Source organism: Thermoanaerobaculum aquaticum (assembly GCF_000687145.1).
Taxonomy (GTDB): Bacteria; Acidobacteriota; Thermoanaerobaculia; order Thermoanaerobaculales; family Thermoanaerobaculaceae; genus Thermoanaerobaculum; species Thermoanaerobaculum aquaticum.
Window position 1 is genome coordinate 1 of the sequence record NZ_JMFG01000051.1, and the last position, 940, is coordinate 940.

Consider the following 940-nt stretch of genomic DNA (forward strand, 5'->3'; position numbering starts at 1 on the left):
TTGGCTAATCAATTTGTTCAACACTGTCACAGCGCTTTTTGAATCAGAACGCGTATCTTCAAAGACTACGTCGACCTTGATCCCTTGCTCGGCCAGATGTTGTACGGCAAGCTCTATCCCGTTCTTAGATTTCTGACCCCATACGGCAGCACTGCCTGTCAAAGATAGAGGCGCGCCGATCCGAATTCCCGTAGCGCCCGGGCCGCCCTTGCGCCCGCAGGATAACGCTGATGCCACGAATAGGGCCATTCCTATGGCACCAGCTTTTGACAGCCATATTCGTTGATGCGTCCCAACAGACATCATTTCCCCCTTTCTGCACCCAAGAGAACCCATCATCCTCCATTTCGTCGGTCACTTCCTTCACTCGCCTTGTAGCTTCGCGACACCGTTTCTAACCTTCCTCCTACGCCAAGATACGCGGCGCGCACATTTTGGTCACTTAGGACCTCACATGGAAGACCAAAAGCAGTCACCGCCCCGTCACTCAGGAAATACACCCAATCCGACACATCGAGGACCACGTTCATATTATGCTCGATAAGCACGACCGTGCGGCCCTCCTCAGCAAGTTTGCGAATCAAGTATAGCAGGCGGCTGACAAGAGCAGGATTGACACCGGCGGTTGGCTCGTCCAGCAGGACAACCTCGGAGCCGGCAGCGAGGAGACGGGCAATGGCCAAGAGTTTCTGCTGACCGTATGAAAGAGCGCCGGCGGGCCGATGGATGTGGTCCGTGAGTCCCACGAAATCCAACCACTTTTGGGCGACTAGCGCCGCCGCGCGTTCATCCCGCGCCACGGTTCGCCGAGCCAAAAGTGCAGCCAGAACACCTTCCCCGCGTTGGTGCGGTCGGGCAACGAGGAGGTTTTCAAGCACGGTGAGTTTCGGGAAAACACGAACGTCCTGGAAGAGCCGACCGATGCCCATCTGCGCAATGG

General features: G+C 56.4%; 2 protein-coding genes. Both read right to left on the reverse strand.

Annotation, left to right across the window (positions count from 1 at the left end):
* Positions 1-303 (reverse strand): ABC transporter substrate-binding protein (locus EG19_RS13270; RefSeq protein WP_161685623.1); only part of this gene is annotated, 303 nt, incomplete at its 3' end.
* Between the two features lie 32 nt (positions 304-335).
* Positions 336-940, reverse strand: a 605-nt coding sequence (locus tag EG19_RS11930) for an ATP-binding cassette domain-containing protein (protein WP_038050585.1), incomplete at its 5' end; no start/stop codon positions are given.